15 protein-coding genes and 1 pseudogene are annotated in these 18,121 nt (G+C 37.2%); all 16 read right to left on the reverse strand.

The window, feature by feature from the left end; all coding sequences use genetic code 11:
• Position 1: 1 nt before the first annotated feature.
• A complete protein-coding gene (gene pbp2x, locus F601_RS0106870) occupies positions 2–2,269 on the reverse strand; it encodes a penicillin-binding protein PBP2X (RefSeq protein WP_018164934.1) in 2,268 nt (755 codons plus the stop codon).
• Positions 2,270–2,275: 6 nt separating this feature from the next.
• Positions 2,276–2,599, reverse strand: coding sequence for a cell division protein FtsL (gene ftsL / locus F601_RS0106875; protein ID WP_018164935.1), 324 nt, complete (start codon positions 2,597–2,599; stop codon positions 2,276–2,278).
• 2 nt (positions 2,600–2,601) lie between these two features.
• Positions 2,602–3,552, reverse strand: a complete 951-nt coding sequence (gene rsmH, locus F601_RS0106880) for a 16S rRNA (cytosine(1402)-N(4))-methyltransferase RsmH (RefSeq protein ID WP_051070623.1) — start codon at positions 3,550–3,552, stop codon at positions 2,602–2,604.
• 147 nt (positions 3,553–3,699) lie between these two features.
• Positions 3,700–4,575, reverse strand: coding sequence for a 16S rRNA (adenine(1518)-N(6)/adenine(1519)-N(6))-dimethyltransferase RsmA (rsmA, locus tag F601_RS0106885; RefSeq protein WP_018164937.1), 876 nt, complete (start codon positions 4,573–4,575; stop codon positions 3,700–3,702).
• A gap of 12 nt (positions 4,576–4,587) precedes the next feature.
• Complete coding sequence (locus F601_RS0106890; protein WP_018164938.1) at positions 4,588–6,525, reverse strand: retron Ec67 family RNA-directed DNA polymerase/endonuclease; 1,938 nt, start codon at positions 6,523–6,525, stop codon at positions 4,588–4,590.
• A 356-nt stretch (positions 6,526–6,881) separates the two neighbouring features.
• Entirely contained in the window at positions 6,882–7,673 is a 792-nt protein-coding gene (locus F601_RS0106895; protein WP_040833428.1) for an abortive infection family protein, read from the reverse strand.
• A gap of 22 nt (positions 7,674–7,695) precedes the next feature.
• Positions 7,696–8,226, reverse strand: a pseudogene (locus F601_RS13110) (DUF1697 domain-containing protein).
• Entirely contained in the window at positions 8,223–8,792 is a 570-nt protein-coding gene (rnmV, locus tag F601_RS0106910) for a ribonuclease M5 (RefSeq protein WP_018164942.1), read from the reverse strand. Before rnmV ends, F601_RS13110 begins: the two are co-directional and overlap by 4 nt.
• Before the next feature lie 17 nt (positions 8,793–8,809).
• A complete protein-coding gene (locus tag F601_RS0106915; RefSeq protein ID WP_018164943.1) occupies positions 8,810–9,583 on the reverse strand; it encodes a TatD family hydrolase in 774 nt (257 codons plus the stop codon).
• A 117-nt stretch (positions 9,584–9,700) separates the two neighbouring features.
• Positions 9,701–10,462, reverse strand: a complete 762-nt coding sequence (locus F601_RS0106920) for an AraC family transcriptional regulator (protein ID WP_018164944.1) — start codon at positions 10,460–10,462, stop codon at positions 9,701–9,703.
• 229 nt (positions 10,463–10,691) lie between these two features.
• The gene (gene bglS, locus F601_RS13625; protein WP_211205909.1) at positions 10,692–11,858 is read right to left on the reverse strand and encodes a beta-glucanase; all 1,167 of its coding nucleotides are present in this window, start codon (positions 11,856–11,858) and stop codon (positions 10,692–10,694) included.
• Positions 11,859–11,993: 135 nt separating this feature from the next.
• Complete coding sequence (gene bglS / locus F601_RS0106930) at positions 11,994–12,668, reverse strand: beta-glucanase (protein WP_018164946.1); 675 nt, start codon at positions 12,666–12,668, stop codon at positions 11,994–11,996.
• A gap of 64 nt (positions 12,669–12,732) precedes the next feature.
• Positions 12,733–14,082, reverse strand: coding sequence for a beta-glucanase (gene bglS, locus F601_RS13630; RefSeq protein WP_018164947.1), 1,350 nt, complete (start codon positions 14,080–14,082; stop codon positions 12,733–12,735).
• 441 nt (positions 14,083–14,523) lie between these two features.
• Positions 14,524–15,369, reverse strand: a complete 846-nt coding sequence (locus tag F601_RS0106940) for a carbohydrate ABC transporter permease (protein WP_018164948.1) — start codon at positions 15,367–15,369, stop codon at positions 14,524–14,526.
• A 13-nt stretch (positions 15,370–15,382) separates the two neighbouring features.
• On the reverse strand, positions 15,383–16,324 hold the full coding sequence (locus F601_RS0106945) for a carbohydrate ABC transporter permease (protein WP_018164949.1): 942 nt from the start codon (positions 16,322–16,324) through the stop codon (positions 15,383–15,385).
• A gap of 135 nt (positions 16,325–16,459) precedes the next feature.
• A complete protein-coding gene (locus F601_RS0106950) occupies positions 16,460–17,833 on the reverse strand; it encodes an ABC transporter substrate-binding protein (protein WP_018164950.1) in 1,374 nt (457 codons plus the stop codon).
• Positions 17,834–18,121 lie beyond the last annotated feature (288 nt).

Here is an 18,121-nt window from a genome sequence, read left to right on the forward strand (position 1 = left end):
TTTAGTCTCCTAGAGTAATTGTAATTTTTTTAACATCATCGATGTCTTTACCAACATCAACGCTTTGTTTAATGACAGTTCCCGACTCTGCTCCTTTGTAGTTAATCGTGATTCCTGTCCATTTTGAGAAACGTTCAACAGTCTTTTTTGTCCATCCATACATATCCGGAACTTCTTTCAGAGTGTTAGATAGGATAAGAACTTGTTCCCCAGAAGCTACATTGCTACCTTCTTTTTTAGAAATTTTAACAATTTTACTTCCTGTTCCCAAAACAATTGGGTGAACCAAATTTTGTCTCAACACAGCAGCTGTTTCTCCAGGCCCTTTCCCAAGAAAATCTGGCATGACATAACTTGTTTCTTCCTCACCTACAGCAAGGGCTGGAGCAGTCAGACTTTCTTCAATCTGCATAGCATATTCCAAGACTGGATTAACGACATCACGCCAATATAAAACTTGGAAATCTTTAGGTTGCTGAAGAGTCACGTACATAATGAAACTTGGATCTCCTGATGGGACCATTGCAACAACAGAATAAAGGTTATTATTTCCTGAACTGTCAAGGTAACCACTTCCGTCTTCCGCAGCAATTTGAGCCGTACCAGATTTAACGGCAACTGAGTAGTTACCAACTTGGATTACAGGACCATAAAGTCTTGAATACAGAGTTCCATATTGTGGGTCCGTACCAACTGTTACCATGTAATCACGTGTTTGGCTAGCAGCTTCTTCTGAAACTGGATTACCAACGATTTCAGGCGTTGAAACTCTACTTGTACCAGAATTCGTATCAACTAATTTGGAAATGAATTGAGGCTCCAACATTTTACCGTCATTTGAAATAGCTGTAAAAGCACGGAGCATCTGAATTTGAGTCACGTTAATACCTTGACCAAATGAAGTCATGGCTGTCGTTACTTCATTATCATCAGTTAAGATACCCGCAGCTTCACCGCCTAAACCAAAGCGCGTAGGATAGCCAAAACGGAACTTAGATGATAAATAATTGAGCCACTTGTCTGCACCCATTTTTTGCTCCAGGGTCGTCATGGCCACATTACTTGAAAAAGCAAAACCTTGAGCCATGGTCATATAGCCACCTGTTTCACCTTCGTTAACGTTCCAGTCATTAATGGTTGTGTCAACAACGGTAATCCCATCAACAGTTGAAACTCCTTCAGAAGCATTGAAGACACCCGCATCAATAGCTGAGGCTAACGTCATCACTTTCATCGTTGATCCAGGTTCGTACCCTGCTTGATGCAGCAAAGTATTCCAAGAATTATTTAGATTTTCTAGATTATAACCCTCAAGGGTCTCAGGGTTGTAGGTTGGTCGCTGAGTGGTTGCCAGAATCTCGCCTGTTTTTGCATTGACAACAGTAGCACCTGCAAATACGCCGTTAGCTTTAGATTGGAAAACATCCATCTGGGTCTCTAAATAGGTTTGCAGTGGCTCAGATAAAGTTGTATAAACATCTTGACCATTAATCGCTTCAGTAACAGTTGTTTCAGTTCCTAATAAGATGTTACCATTCTTATCTTTTTCATAGGTAACCTGTCCATCTTGACCAGATAAAATACTATCAAGACTGGCTTCGAGTCCAGTTTTTCCGACTAGTAATTTATTTCCTTCATCGTCTTCTTGTAATTGAGCAAAGCCAATGAACTGTGAGGCAAATGTCCCATTTTTATACATACGTCCTGGACTTGTTGTAAAGGCAATTCCTTCAATCTCTGCCTCTTCCATTGCCGCCTCGATGGCACTCATGGTACTATATGAAATGCCTGATCCCAGTGTTCCAAAACTCACTTGGAAAACATCTTTTGTTTTTAGTTGTTTAAGAACATAGTCCTTTTCCATCCCAAGCTGCTCATTAAAAATCTCAGCAACCTTATCAAATTGAGAGCTTTGGACGTATAGCTTTTTCCCACTTACTGTCTTATAAGATTTTGAAACAATGGCATAAACACTATATGTTGTCGAATCTTCCGCAATTGGATTACCACCACGATCATAAATCGTACCGCGTTTGGCTTGAACAGTCACAGTTGCCTGGTAAACATTTTTGGCTCCTTTGGATAAATTAACACCAAATTTACTGTCTGTCCCGATGATAATAATGAAATTAATCATAAAGACAAAGAACATGAAAACAGCCAGAAGCATGAGGTTCTGACCAACCCGTTCACGGTTCTTAGTTGGGGACTTTCTATCCTTGATTACATAATTTAGAAAGACATTAACCCATCTTTTAAATATCTTCATAGGCAGTTACTCCACTTCTGCAATCGTTGCGTTCTCAGCTTTTAGACCTGCCTGATTTGCAATTTCTGTGACGCGACTTTTCTGTGTTAGTTCGCTAACCTCTTGTTTAGCATTATTCAGTTCAGTTTTTTGAGCATTGATATCACTGTTCAATTCAGAAATTTGTTGTTGAACTTGTAAATTACGGCTTTGTAAAAAGATAATGCTAATTGCCATAGTAATAGCCGTTAGTATAATAGCACCATAGAAAACTTTTTCAACTCTGCTGAAAGTTCTAATGCGTTTTTGTAGGGCATTTGATACAGCTTCGCTATGTTTTGTATTTGTCATGCTTATTTCCTAATTTTTCTAGCCACGCGCAATTTAGCTGAGTGTGAACGATTGTTCACAGCCAGTTCTTGCTCTGTTGGCAGGATGGGCTTCCGGTTAACTAATTCCATTTTTGGTTGTAAATCATCTGGAATAAAAGGCAAACCTTTGGGGACATCAACAGTACTAGCTTCTTTAAAGAGCTGTTTTGTTAAGCGATCTTCCAAAGAATGGAAAGTGATAACTGAAATACGACCGTCGACTGCTAGTAAATCCAATGCCTGTTGAATGGATTCATCTGCAGCACCAAGTTCGTCATTAACTTCAATTCGAATAGCCTGGAAAATCTGCTTGGCTGGGTGGCCTTTTTTCTTAAGTTCTTTGGCCGGTTTAGCAGATTTAATAATTTCAGCTAATTCTGTTGTGGTCTCAATTGGTTTAATCTGACGTGCCTGTTCAATCTTCCTAGCAATTTGCTTAGAAAATTTATCTTCTCCATATTTGAAGAAAATTCGAACCAAATCATGATAGTCATAAGTATTGACCACATCATAAGCAGAAAGAGCTTGGTCGCGATTCATACGCATATCCAGCGGAGCATCTTTCTTATAAGAAAATCCGCGTTCACGCTCATCCAGCTGAGGACTTGAAACCCCAAGGTCATACAAAATACCATCAATTTCAGTTACACCATGGGCAGCCAAATTTGATGTCAGATTTCTAAAATTATCCTTGATAAAGGTGACTTTGCCTTCTGCAATGGCCTCTTTAAGACGCACTTGGGCATTATCAATGGCTTTTTGATCTTGGTCAAAAGCGTATAAATGGCCATTAGGCCCTAATTTTGAAAGTAAATACTCACTGTGCCCTGCTCCACCAAGCGTAGCGTCAACATAGACTCCGTCAGGCTTGATGTCAAGCATATCAACGGTTTCATGTAAGAGCACTGTGATATGATGAAAATCTTTTGTCATAACTTTTATTTTACCATACTTTAGACGTTTTATAAAAGAAAAAAGAAAGCTCAAACTAGCCCTTCACACTGGAGCCGTTTTCACCTTCTTACTTTGTTTTTCTATTCTTTATAGCATTATAATCAAAACTCAATTATTAATGCTTTCTTATTTGATTCCAGCTGCTAGAAGGGCATCGGCCAATTTCCCAAATTCTGCGATGGACAGAGCTTCACCACGGACAGATGGCTTGAGCTCTGCAGCTTCTAAGGCTGTTTCAAGTTTTGCCTTGATTTCTTCTGATTTACCGAAGTGGCTAGTCAGATTATTCCAAAGGGTTTTGCGGCGATGGACGAAGGCTGCTTTAGAGACGCGGAAGAAGAAATCCACATCCTCAACTTCAACCAGCGCTTGCTCACGGCGGGTCATCTTAAGAATAGCTGAATCCACATTTGGAGCTGGTACAAAGACTGTACGTGGCACAATGAAGGCCACCTTAGCCGTCATGTAATACTGCACAGCTATTGACAAAGAGCCATAAGCCTTAGTGTTAGGCTTGGCTGAGATGCGGTCCGCCACTTCTTTTTGCATCATGACCACAAACTCGGCAAAGGGAATCTTAGATTCAATCAGGTGCATGAGGATAGGGGTTGTGATGTAGTAAGGAAGGTTAGCCACCACCTTGATAGGCAGGTCCGGGTTGGCAAAGTCCTTGATGCGGGTCTGCAAATCAGTCTTGAGGATGTCCTCATTGATGACTTGGACATTGTCAAAATCGCGGAGCGTATCAGCCAGAATTGGCACGAGACGATCATCGATTTCAAAAGCCATAACTTCTGCCGCATTTTCTGCCAAAAACTCAGTAAGCGCACCGATACCAGGACCGATTTCAATAACGTTGACATTCTTGTCAATCTCCGCCGTATCCACAATTTTTTGTAGGATATTGGTGTCAGTCAAAAAGTTCTGACCGAATGATTTTTTAAAAGTAAACCCGTGACGCTCAAGAATGGCGCGGGTTGCGTTTTTATCTGCAATTCTCATGTGTCATGATACCTATTTTCTATAATCTAAAATATTATCTCTTATTTTGTCTAACAGTGGACAAAAATCCGAGAAATCAAATTGACTGTATTTTTTCAAAACATATTTCGAAAATACATCTTTACCATAATTATTGCTTCCTCCTCCCTTAGAAAAACTTTTCCCTTTTAATATAGGAGGAGTATTTTTTGACAACAATAGATCTTCGATATCCGATGAGTTACTTCCCATTATCAACGGAGTCAACATCAAGTATAAACTAGATTTTCGGTTAATCCTATAATTCAACATTGGTTGTCTAATTTGATTCAAATTATTTGAATTAATATCTAAATCCTTTGCATACCTAGCAAAATTGTATAGAGGACTTCCAGTAGGTTCGTTATCAAATAAAAACATTGTTGGATTTTTGGGTTTTCTGATTGTTAGTTTTTGGAAATAGTCTATATAATTAGGGTATAGTATTTTTTCATTTGAATCCATCGGAAAGTTCTCTTTATTAGAAAAATAATTATACCAATACTTGAAACCTTCTCCACCCTCTGGGACATTAAACAAGTATTCTATCGTATTACTATGATTTAAAAATTCTACTTTGTATATAAATTTATCATCAACTTTCTCAATCAATTCAGGATATTGTTGATGAAGACTTTTTAGAGCCGCTTTTATATACCTTGGATCAGTTATGCCTTCAGTCACTATTATTGGCTTATCATTTCCAAAAAAATATTTATAAAAAAGAAATTTTTTGTACTCTTTTTCTTTTGAATCAAATAAACTCATGTACATTCTTTTTTCATTTTTGCTAATATCATAGAACTCTGTGGGGAGATTATAAGTCTTATGTTTCTCGTTGTAGAATAATTCTTTCCGTAAATCCCTAGCGTAAAAAATATACTTCCAATAATATTTCGATTCTGATTTTTTAAGAGTTTGCTGTGCTAGCAAATTTTTTTGAAATTCGAGATTATTTTTTACTAAAGATTTTTTGTAAAGTAAATAATTGTTAACCTGGTTTATTTGGAAGATAAAAGCAAATCGACCAGTTAACTGGTCAATTGTTCCAAGTTTTCCATCAATTTCAAAATAACCATCCTTATACAACCTAAAAGCCATTGCTCGTGTATTCTTAATATATTCTCTTTTTATACTCAACTTTTTATTAACGACAAGCCCCGTTACTTCTTGACGTTGCATTTCATTACTTAACCGCGTCTTTTGTGAATTAATTTCGAAACCAGATGAAATAACTAATTCATTCAACTCTCTTAAAAATTTTTCTAATTCCTTAGTCGCTTGCAACTTATTTGAATACAAGTCACGATTTGTAGAGAAAGTCATATCGTCAGCATACCTAGTATATGTGAAACGGTATTTTTTGGCTATTTTTACAATACGGTAATCTAAAATTCTAGTTATCAAATTTGTAATTATCGGCGAAGACGGCGCTCCTTGTGGTAACTTACCTTGGTAACATGCAATCTGTGCAATTATGGTAGCTATATCTGGAGTGACACAAAAATCTCTGTCTTTAAGAAAGAATCCCCTTACTCTTCCAAAATTAAAACTGTCAAAATAGTTTTTTAAATCAATATTTATAATATATCTTTTATTCCTATGTACCTGCGCATTTGTGATAATACTTTTATTTTTTTCAAAAGCATGTGATAACATAGGGATTTTGAATTTCTTGTCTTTAGATTTTAATTTTAAACTATCTATGTATGAATCCCATAAAACATTTGCCAATTTCCTCTGTAGAAATTTCAGTTCTTTTTTGGGAGCGTTAATAATTCTCTCTCCCCCGCCTTTCTTGGGTATAGAGAATGTTTTATACAAATTGTCCGTTCCCACACTATATAATAAGTAATTGATATACTTACTATTTTGAAATCCAAGAAGTCTTGCAAAATCGTCTTTTGACTCTAATTGTTTTAGCTTGTTCATTATGTGTTTCCTTAGTAAAACAAAAAAAAGCGTATGAAAACTCTTATGCGAACGACAGTAAAGAAATACTTCCGAAATAGTTTACGGCTTCTACTAATACAGTTTTCTTAGTAGCTGACATTCGATTTCTCTAAGTAGATATACTGGAGTGAGCTAAACACTACCATACCCATTATCGCTAATACTTGCGAACACACAAGTCAAAAATCTAATCATACGCGTGAATATTATAACATAATTTCAAATATTAAACTATCTTCATTACGAATTGAATTCACCTCTACTTTCATTAATTCAAATCACCGTAAAACAGCACACTGTGAATTAATTAATACGGTACTTTTCCTTCAATCACATTAAAACGGTAATTCATCTTCTAAAACTTCAAAAGAAACAACTGGCTTTGGAAACTTATTTTCGTAAAAATCAATTAAAAACAAGCCAAATGTAGCACAAGCATTAACAACAAAGTATGCATATAAAGGTTGATCAATTAGATATTTCTCTGATTCTTGACCATGATGAAGTGTTTTGTCACTCCTCAAATCCTCAATTGCCTTTGCAACTGTTATCAAGGAGCTACCTATCGCTTTCATTTCATCAGGTAATTCAGGACTATCTGGATTGAGTTGAAATGCCTTTAAAATTTGTTTTACTAGTTTACCACTTGTTGCCTTTGAAGAATCTATATCTGCAAATCTGTCATCTGAAAGAATCTCTTTGATAATACTCTCTAATATAGAATTTGCACTCCCGACAGCTTCTTGAGGGTCTTCTTCAATATTCTGAAAAGCCTTTTCAAAACTTTTTGATGCATTTTTATACTCAACTTTTATTTTATTTCTAAATGTTGGGATTGAGGGAATGAAGTCTGGGGTCTCAATTCCTAAATCAATAGCCATTCTTAGTAATTTCTCTGGTACTTCAGCTGCAATATTCCCCAAAGTATCATACAAATTTATTTTCCCTTGATTATTTCCGCTCTCAAAATAACTAATATAAAAATCCGATTCATAATTAGCGTAGTTTTCTTTCCAAAACTTTACATACCGTTCTGCTCCATCATAACTACTATACTTATTAAAAATCTCTTCTTTTACCCGATAGATTAGCTCCATTCTATAAGCAGGAGAAATTTCCATTATCATCCCTCGTAATTCTCTGTAATTTTCATTTTGTCATCTCACTCAAACGAGAAACTACACTGAGCTTCCTCATAGTCGCAACAATCCCCAGCTGTTTTTCAAGATAGTTGGTGTTGAGACGCTTCTTCTTGGCGTCTCTAGGTAAGTATATATAGAGGCACTGATTGCCAGCATGAAGTTCTTCATCTCCAAAATCTTGACTTAAGAGTTGGTCTAAATTCAGTCTATTAATCTCATCATTTGTAAAAACCAGATGGGCTCTGGAAAAATCATAGTTTTCATCAAAAGGATTTTCAATTACAGCCATGTCAAGCTGCTTCTAGTCTTTGATAATGACTGCCAAATCGGCACCGATTTTACTTTTGATGGTGTCGTGAATGAGCTGAGCCACTTCCTTATCAGATAAATCAGTCTCGAAAATGATATTACCAGATTGGATATAGGTTTTAACTTTATTCAGGCCAGCTTCTTCTAATATTTGAACCAAATAGGACATTTTGGGAATCTTATTTTGACCGACAGGTGTGACACCGCGTAGAAGGGTGATTTTCTTCATCCTTCATATTTCCCCATAACTTCTTCAACTTCAGCTAAGCTTATCCCAAAGAGTTCCAAGCGTTTGATTAGTTGTTTGCCGTTGCTGTAACCGATGCGAAGCTTTTCTCCTAAATACTCACGGCGTTTGCGGCTGTCGTTTCCCATAAGAAGGCCAAGGCGCATGAGGTCAGACTTGCTGATATCGAAGTTGTTCTCATCGTCATAGTGACCGAGGACACCAGAAAGAGCCTTTTGAATATCTTCAAAGGAAGCATGTTCTACGCCCAGCGAGCGTCCCTTGCTTTTGGATCCTGGTTTGGCTTCGTCACGATTGAGAAAGGCGTGCTTGGCAGTTGGGACAGCCTGCATAATGATTTTACGGATGCGCTCGCCATTGTAGTCTGGGTCGGTAAAAACGATAACTCCACGCAGGTCATTGAGCTTTTGGATGCGTTCTAAATCGTCCTCATCAATAGCGGAGCCTCGTGTTTCGTAGGTGTCGACATCGTAAAAACGACGCAAATTGGCAGTATCGTCCTTGCCTTCAACGACCAAAACTTCCTGTATTTTAATTTTTTCTGTCATCATTTTTTCTTTTAATACTAGTCTGTCAGTCCAAAGAGCTTTTGTGCATTGTCGTAGGTGGCTTGCGCGACTTCTTCTGATGTAAGTCCGCGAAGCTCTGCGATTTTATCAACAACATAGCGGGTGTAAGCGGTGCGGTTTTCACGACCTCGTTTTGGAACTGGAGCTAGATAAGGTGCGTCAGTTTCAACCAAGATTTTGTCTAAGGGCAATAGCTGCGCAGCTTCTTGGACATTCAAAGCCTTCTTAAAGGTCACCACACCAGAAAATGAGATGGTCATGCCCAAATCGACAAAGCGCTCCGCCATTTCCAAAGAACCTGAATAAGAATGCATAATACCACCGCGTGGGCCAACACCTGCTTCTTTAATGACTTGATAAGTGTCTTCTAGGGCGTCACGGGTGTGAACGACGAAAGGCAGGTCATGGTCTTTAGAGAGCTGAATCTGGCTCTTGAAGACCTCAATCTGGACTTCTTTTGGAGCAGTCATCCAGTGGTAATCAAGTCCAATCTCGCCAAGGGCAAGAATTTTGGGATGGGCAAGTTGCTCAACTAACCAATTTTCAACTTGGTCGTTATAAGTTCCTGCTTCGGTCGGATGCCAGCCGATTGTCGCGTAAATTTCAGGGTAAATCTCAGTTAATTCCAGAGCACGTTGGATTGTCTTGTGATCAAAACCAACAACATTGTGGCGGGTTACGCCCATTTCTTTGGCTAGGGCCAATTCTTCTGCTTCGCGTCCTGCAAAGTCTTCAATGTTGAGGTGGGTATGGGTATCGAAAATATTCATGTTCTTATTATAACATGAAAGAGCTAGTCTTGCGCCTTCTTGTATTCAAAATTAGACATGGAAATTCTGTGCTTTGTAAGATTAAAAGGAATGGACAAATCTGTCCATTCCTGCTTTCTATTCTTCAACTAAATTTTTATCCCACTTAACTGTATGATTAGTATCCCGATATTTTTTAGGTGTCATGCCCACAGTATCTTTAAACTGCTGAATAAAGTGACTTTGAGATGAAAAGGATAGATGATTGGCGATTTCAATCATGGAGAAATTACTAAATTTCAGCAAATCCTTAGCAACCTCTATTTTCTTGTTACGGACATAGGCACTGACTGAAATGCCGACTTCCTTTTTGAACAAACGAGATAGATAACTTGAAGATACACCGTATTCTGCGGCAAGCTGATCTACCGTGATACGCTCTTTTATATGACAATAGATATAATCTTTACAAGCTGAAATATGTTTTGACGTCACATCCTTTTGAATACTTCGACGCATTTTTTCTGTAAAATCAATTACCATTTCATCATGTAAATTTTGAACTTCTTGGACAGTATGAAGGTCATCTAATTTTTGAATGTAAAAATCACTCAATCTAAATGCCTGCTCTAATTCCATTCCTTTTTGTCCACACATGCGCGTAACAAGTGCAGTTGTTATGACAAAATGATATTTTAAATTGGTAACAGGGTTACGTGATAATTTACCGACACCATCTTTTTCTGTAAATCTCTCCTGCTCACAATTTTTTCTTACAGCTTCAACATCCCCACCAGCAACAGCCTGATAAAACCGGAATTCTTCTGTCAATGGGCGGTGGGCAACTTCATCTGCATTATCACTGGCTTCAAAAAGTTTCCATTCATCTTTGTAATTCATTATATCCCCCCGATTTTTATACTTTCTCGTATCACATCTTTTTTATTCTATCTATTTATATTAAAAAAAGAAAGCGATGCCGTAAATCATTATATCATATTAATAATTGACCATGCATCAAATTTTCAAAGTCGATTTCATTTTCGTCATACGTCCTAACAAATCGGTTTCTTCAAAAAATCTACCGAAAAACAGGAAGATTTAAAACAATCAAACTATCGTCAATTTATCAATTTGCAAGATCAATCCACCAACTTTGTGCTGGACTATTGACATCATGATAAACTTCAATATTAGCATTCCTATCCTTACTAGCGTAGGAAACATTTAATAACAAGCCAGTCTGACGATTAGCAATCTTATAAAGGTTATCACCAATCGAAATAATCTCCCATTCCTGACTTGGATGATATTGATATTCCCACTGGCATACATTGCCACCATCTTTCGCTGTCTTATCTTGAGTAGCCAAGACTTTCCCAGATAAACTATTCTCAATGATATAATAACCATTTGAAATCGGTTTTAACAACCATTTTTGGTTTAAATTACCTTGATATGGGTATTGTAAGATATTGGCTCCATTCTTACTATCACCCCAAGCAAGATCCAAAGCATAGCCACTATTTTTTGAAACGATTTTATATGTTTTTCCAGATGAAAATGAAGAATTAGCGCTTGAAGTTGATCCATCGTAGCTAATCCAATCATAATAGGCATATAGAGGCGTACGACCATTATATGGTGCAAGCCACTCATCTACACCAATTCCTGGCCAAGCATTCACCATAATTTTGCCTGGTGTTTCCGGTATATTGTTTGTCGCTGTATAAACTGCTTTGCCATCAACATACCAAGTGATACGATCTTTTTGCCAATCAAAACCATAAGTATGAAAGGCTGCCGATGCATCAAAACCTAAATCATAAAGTTTTTCGTGATCACCTTTTCCATCTGTGAAATAGTTAAACTGAACCTTGGTTGTGTCCTTTCCCAAGAATTCAATGTCGATCTCATCCCATTTTGTTCCATCACTTGGTCCTGTATAAGTGAAAAATGAACTGACAACGCCTGAATTTTTTATAGGTTTCATACGAACCTGATACAAGCCATAACCATAATAATCTCTTGTACGCCACTCTCCTCCAGTATAGCCTCCACGGCCGTCACCGTCGATTTTTAGAGACATAACTCCACCGTTAAAAGCTATATTTTCTGGTTTCCAAGTACAATTAAACATGCCACCATTTGTACCGCTTCTAAGCTCCATATGACTAGCTTCATATCTATCAAATCCAGTACTATAATGACTCGATTGGGCACTAACTGTTCCTTGACATTTAAGTCCCAAAAAAATAGTTAGAAGGGCGACTACTCGAAAATATTTTTTCAGCATATATGTACCTCACTATTAAAATATACCCAGCATATTTTAAAAAATACCACACTGTCAAAGGTAATTTTATTTAAAACCTCTTGAAAGTGTGGTTATTATAGTTAATGTTGTCTATTATTCCAATCTCTATGCTGACTACTGAAGGTCCTCAGTGTCCAAAATTTCTTCTGGTGCTTTGTATGACATCCAATCGTAGTAACCATAAAGCGGAGTTTGCCCGTCATAGGCATCTAGCCAATCATCAACACCAATTCCCGGCCAAGCATTCATCATAATTTTACCTGGTGTTTCTGGAATATTCTCAGTTGCCGTGTAAACTGCTACTCCATCAACATACCAAGTGATGCTATCTTTTTGCCAATCAAATCCATAACGGTGAAATTCTTGGCTTGCATCAAATCCAAGATCCAATAAATACTCATGATTACCTTGTCCATCAGTAAAATAATTAAACTGAACCTTGGTTGTATCTTTACCTAAGAATTCGATATCGATTTCATCCCATTTTGTTCCATCGCTTGGGCCAGTATAGGTAAAGAAGGATGTTACTACACCAGGATTTTTGATTGGTTTCATGGAAACCTCATAGAAACCATAGCTAAAGTAGTCTCTAGTTCGCCATTCACCTCCTGTGAACCCACCTTGTCCATCACTGTCAATTTTCAAGGTCATCAGATTGTCTCTAAATTCAACATTTTCTGGTTCCCAAATACAGTTGAACATGTCTCCATTTGAGCCTGTTCTAAGTTCCATAAAACTTTCTTCGTAAGATTCAAACTTTGTCCCAAATTGGGGATTCTTATTTTCCATTATAGTAACTTTCCATCCTTATCTAAATTGGATTTATTGATTTTTGACTAAATTCCAAAAAGAATTATCCTTTTCTTCTTTTTGGTTTGAAAATAGCAGCTCCTGCTAGAAGAACAATACCTACTAGAGAAGCCATTAATCCTGATTTTTCACCAGTACTTGGCAATTCTTTATCATCACTCTTAGCAACTTTTGCATCACCAGCTTTTGGCGCTTCTTTTTCAGCTGCTGGAGTTTCAACATTTTTATTACCTTTATCCTCAGAATCTTTTTCTGCTGGAGTTTCAGTAACATCATCTCCTGAAGGTACTTCTTCATTATCTGGAGTTTCAGTAACATCATCTTCTGAAGGTACTTCTTCATTATCTGGAGTTTCAGTAACATCATCCTCAGCTGGTTCTTCTGATGAGAGTGGTTTAGGTGCTGTTGCCTCATAGGTCATCCAGTCATAATAAGCAACAAGTGGAGTAGTTCCGTCATATGGTTCCAACCAGTCATCAACACCAGTACCTGGCCAAGCATTCATCATAATTCTACCAGGAGTCACTGGAATATTTTCAGTTGCTGTGTGGACAGCTACCCCATCAACATACCAGGTAATGTAATCTTCTTGCCAATCAAATGCATAAGTATGGAAATCTTCAGAAGCATCAAATCCTAGTTCATAAACAAACTCATGTTCTCCTTCACCATTGGTAAAGTAATTGAATTGAATTTTAGTCGTATCTTTCCCTAGGAACTCAATATCTACTTCATCCCAAGGATTATCATCACTTGGACCAGTGTAAGTGAAGAATGAACTTACTGTACCTGGATTTTTAATTGGTTTCATGCTAATTGTATAAGTACCATAGTGGAAAAATTCTTGAGTACGCAATTCACCTGAGATGAATGGAACCGGTGCAGTTTCATCTGTTCCATTATCAATGGTAAGCGTCATAATCCCATTTTCAACCTTAACATTTTCTGGTTTCCAGACAGCTCCAAATGGATTTCCATTCCACCAATCAGCTTTTGCCATAGTTGCTTCATCGAATGTATCAAATTCAGTTCTAAATTCTGTTGGCAAAGCTTTTTCAGCTGTTTCTTCTGTTGCAGCTGCCTCCGCTGGTGCCTCTTCAGCTACAGGTGCGTCTGCTGGAGCTTCTTCAGTTACAGAAGCTCCAGTATCCTCAACAACTGTCGAAGCATCTGCTTCTGTACCAGTAGTGTTTTGATCAACATCGCCTGCTGAAGAAACGTCTGAACTTGTATCAACAGAATCAGCTTCTGTGGCTGTAGTAGTAAGCTGAGTTGTATCTGCTTGTGTTGAAACTGTCACATCATCTTCGGCTGAAACAGTCGCCAAACCAACTTGCAAGCTGCACAATGCTGCAGCATAACATACACATTTTAGAACATGTTTTTTTGTCATAAAAAGTCTCCGTTTTTATATTTTTTTGATAACTGAATTAACAATAGTGAATTGAGATAGATATGATATTAAAATAAAATCAAAATCAGAAAAGGAAGTGAGACGAAGGTAGTACCAAAGTGCGCCAAGTCTAAACTGGCATCTATTATTTTGATTTTAAAAGAATATAAACTAAATTAGGAGGTGTCAATTGTACTAACGGCAGGTCGATTCAGTGACAAAAGTTTAATCTCATCTCAATACACTATAAACACGTCTCACGCTTCGCTAGCAAGACACTGTTTTCAGAATAATAGCTCTGCTATTTTCAAAAGGCCGAAACTGGAAGCGCTTAAATAAAATGTCAATCAAAAAGATATTAAACCAGCAGCCCTCATGAGAGCTTAGGAGTTGCTGGAAAAATATCAATTTAAAAGTCATATAGGAAGGGTTGTAAACAACCTATTCTTTCACACCACCAAGTGTAACACCTGCGATGATGTATTTTGAAAGGAAGAGGTAAACAATAATAATTGGGACAATAGCAACCAAAATCATTGTGTAGATTTTACCCATATCAAAACTCATGTAGTCCGCACCACGTAGTGTCGCAATTAGAATTGGGACTGTCATCTTAGATTTTGATTGGATAACCAAAGCTGGAATGAAGTAGTTATTCCAAGAACCTACGAATGTAAAGATTGCTTGAACCGCAATTGCTGGCTTCATGATTGGCAATACGATTGTATTAAATGTTCTAAATTCATTAGAACCATCGATACGCGCTGCTTCAACCATTGAAATAGGTAGTGATGCTTGCATGTAACTGTACATGAAGTAGAACACCGCTGGTGATGCGATAGATGGAATAATCAATGGCAAGAGGCTGTCATACATTCCCATGTTTGTAATCAAACGCAAGAATCCCATTGATGTTACCTGTGTTGGCATTACCAAAATCGCCAAGATAAAAGTAAAGGCAATTTTTTTCAATTTGAAATCATAAACGTAAAGTCCATAAGCTGTTAATGCTGAGAAATAGGTACAAATAGCTGCAGTAGCTCCTGACACCAGTAAACTATTTAAGATACCACGGAACATTGGGAAACTACCATCATTTGCAACCTTCTTAAGGTTGTCAAAAAGGGAAGATCCTGGCAAGGCAGAAAATCCTTTTTGCAATTCAGCATGTGAATGCGTTGCATTGATAATCAAAATATAGAAGAAGAAAAGGCACATAAATGAAAGGAGTATTAATACAAAATGTGCCACAATAAGTCGTAATCGATTTTGTGCTTTTGTTGACATTTTTTTCACCTCACTATGCCTTCTTAGCTAATTTTTTAGCTCTTTGTTTTGTTGCTTTCACTTCATTATTTGTCATCTTATAGACAAACCAGCAAAGAATAGCACTTACAATGAAGAGATATACAGATAAGGCACCGGCCATACCATAGTTTTTACTCTTCAAATGATTATTTAGGAACATAATTAATGTTGTCGATGTACGGTCTGGTGCACCTTGACCATTTGTCAAAATTTGTGGCACATCAAACATTTGCAAACCACCGATAATAGAAGTAATCAAGGTGTAAGCAAGAATTGGGCGAATCATCGGAAGAGTGATATAGAAGAAACGCTGGCGACTGTTACAACCATCAATTTCAGCTGCTTCAAAAATATCTGGGTTGATTCCCATGATTGCCGCCATGAGCATAATTGTAGTATTACCAAACCACATAAGGAAGTTCATGACACCAACCAAAGAACGTGTCCCGAAAGCTGTCCCCATGAAATCAATCGGTTCTTTAATCCATCCTAGTGAAGTCAAAATAGAGTTCATAGGACCATTTGTTGAAAAGAGGGTGAAGAAAAGCATAGCAAATGCAGATGCCATAATCAAGTTCGGAAGGTAAATAACTACCTTATAAAACTGTTTACCACGAATTTTTAGACGCGCATCCACAAACCAGTTTGCCAAAAGCATGGCAATTCCAATCTGAGGTACAAACCCAATAATCCATAGAATCATGGTATTCCCAGCGTATCTTAACATATCTGACTTCAATAGATTGGCATAGTTTTCTAAACCAATGAAAGTCGGACCAATTTCCCTAATTCCTGAACGGTAATATTCATAAAAACTATATCTTACCGTGTCTACCAATGGAATAAAAGAAAAAATAAAGAAACTCAGGAAGAATGGTAAGATAAAAATATATCCCCATTTACCATAATCAATGCGTTTGCGCTTTTGTTTCATCTTTCTTACTCCTTCAACAATATACAAGAACATATTTGAGCTCTGTCTTTTTTGCTTTCTGTCTGTTTATAGTGACAGAGCTCTTAGTTCTTGTTCAATAAGTAGCCTTAGTGTTTTTACACTTTAGACTTTATATTAGTTTGGCCATTTAATTTCAGTAATCTCTGGATAACGTTCTTTAATGGCAGTTTCAAAGTTTGCTTTAGCTTTATCAAAGCTTACTTTACCTTGGAGATAGTCGTTAAATGAGTTTTGAATCAATTCAACACATCCTTGGTCGTAAGCTGAAAGTGGTGCGATCTCGATATTTTCTGCAACTGGTGCAAATTGTTCAAATGGATTTTGTCCACCCAAGAAATCAGATGTGAAGCTATCATCTTTAGCAGCTTCTTGCATTCCTGATTGTGTGTTTGTAAAATCTAGATAATCTTTTGAAATCTTCAAAAGGTTTTCTTTTGTTCCAGTCAAAGCCATGATGATGTCTTTAACATGCTCTGGATTGTCTGTGCCTTCAGCACCGTGGATGTATGAACCACCCCAGTTGTACTCTTGTGGTGGAGTTGTCACAGCCCATGCACCTTCATCTCCATCCCAGTTTGGTTTCAAGACAAAGTCAACACCCCAAGCAGGGAAGAGGAAGGCAAAGACATTTGATTTAGATCCCATTGCTTTGTTCCAGTCATCAGTCCATTGACCTTTAACTGTTTTATTAAAGTAACCAGCATCCAACCACTCTTTAGAGTCTTTAACCCAGTCCATAATTTCAGGTCCGACGTTGATAGTTGTTTCACCGGCTTTAACCCATGGCTCTTTGATATTATTGCCATATAGACGGAAAGTATCTGCGTATGATGCAAATGTAAGATAACCTTTATCCTGAAGTTCTTTAGCAGTTGATTTCAATGTATCCCAGTCTTTTGTTTTTTCAGCAATAGCTGCTGGATCATCTGTTCCAAAAACTGCTTTTGCAATGTCACGACGGTACACAAGGACACCTGGACATGTTTGCCATGTAGAACCACGTTGAACACCATCTTCGTCAGAAGCAGTTACTTTTGTAAACTCATATTGATCAGCCAAGTCTTTATCTGGATCAATTCCTAAATCTTTCAAAGCCATCGCTGCACCAGCATCTTTTGAAGAATATTTATTAACATAGTCAGTTTCTGACAGGAAGATATCTACTTTATCATCAGCTGCTGCAGAGTCTTGTTTTAACAAAGCTTCATCTAGTTTTTGTTGATAGACACCATCTTGGTTAGGGTTTACAATCCAATGAATCTCTGTACCATCTTTAAGAGTAGTTACTGTACCATCCTTTGAAGTTGATTCAACTTCTGGGTAAACAGCTTCTACACGTTGACGGAATTCATCATTCCAAGAGTAGATATTAATGACTTTTCCTTCTTCAACATCTCCTGATGCTGAGGAAGATGATTTAGAAGAACATCCAACCATTGTTCCAGCTGCAAGTGCGATTGCGATAAAAGCGCTTACTTTTTTGTTCATAATAAGTCTCCTTTTTTTGTTGAGGGTCTTCCCTCGTGTTTTTGTATTTGTATTATATCCTGTAAATTTAGTTTGATATATTATATTTTTTCAAAAAATATCAGATTTTTGACCTCATTTCACTTTTTTTATATTTTTTATTTAAAATATTTTCTTGCATTTAATAGAAGAAAAATCTTCAACAATCCCCAAAAACTCTTCTAAAAAGCTATGTTTGTAAGCATTCTACAGAATTTTTGAAATTAAATATAAAATATCCTTGCACTTTCCGAATTTATAAGAATATTG

The organism is Streptococcus henryi DSM 19005, from assembly GCF_000376985.1.
Lineage (GTDB): Bacteria > Bacillota > Bacilli > Lactobacillales > Streptococcaceae > Streptococcus > Streptococcus henryi.